Annotated in this window: 1 protein-coding gene; it reads left to right on the plus strand. The window is 64.6% G+C overall.

Annotated elements, in window-relative coordinates:
* On the plus strand, window positions 1-370 hold a 370-nt coding region (locus tag O7A05_RS34245), incomplete at both ends, for a transposase (RefSeq protein WP_337097824.1).

Raw genomic sequence — 370 nt, forward strand, 5'->3', positions numbered from 1 at the left:
GGTGAGCGGCTTCAGTCGCTTGCCGGCCACCGCGATCAACTGGTCGCGATGCGGGCAACGCTGAAGAAGCAACTCGCCGAGGCTTTCGAGGCGATCGTCATCACCAGCCTCAAAGACCTGATCGCCGGCCTCGATGCTCGCATCAAGGCGCTCGAGGGCCAGATCGCCGAAGTCATTCGTCAAGCCGAGGACACCGCACGCGATTACACGCTGATGGTCTCCGTGCCCGGCGTCTCCAAGGTTGGCGCATTCTCCTTGCTGGCGCTCTTGCCCGAGCTCGGCCAGCGCTCACCCAAGGCGATCGCCGCGCTCGTCGGCCTTGCCCCGTTCGACAACAAGAGCGGCAAGCTCAACCGCAGGAGCCAGATCC

The organism is Mesorhizobium argentiipisi (SeqCode) (assembly GCF_037179585.1).
GTDB lineage: Bacteria > Pseudomonadota > Alphaproteobacteria > Rhizobiales > Rhizobiaceae > Mesorhizobium > Mesorhizobium argentiipisi.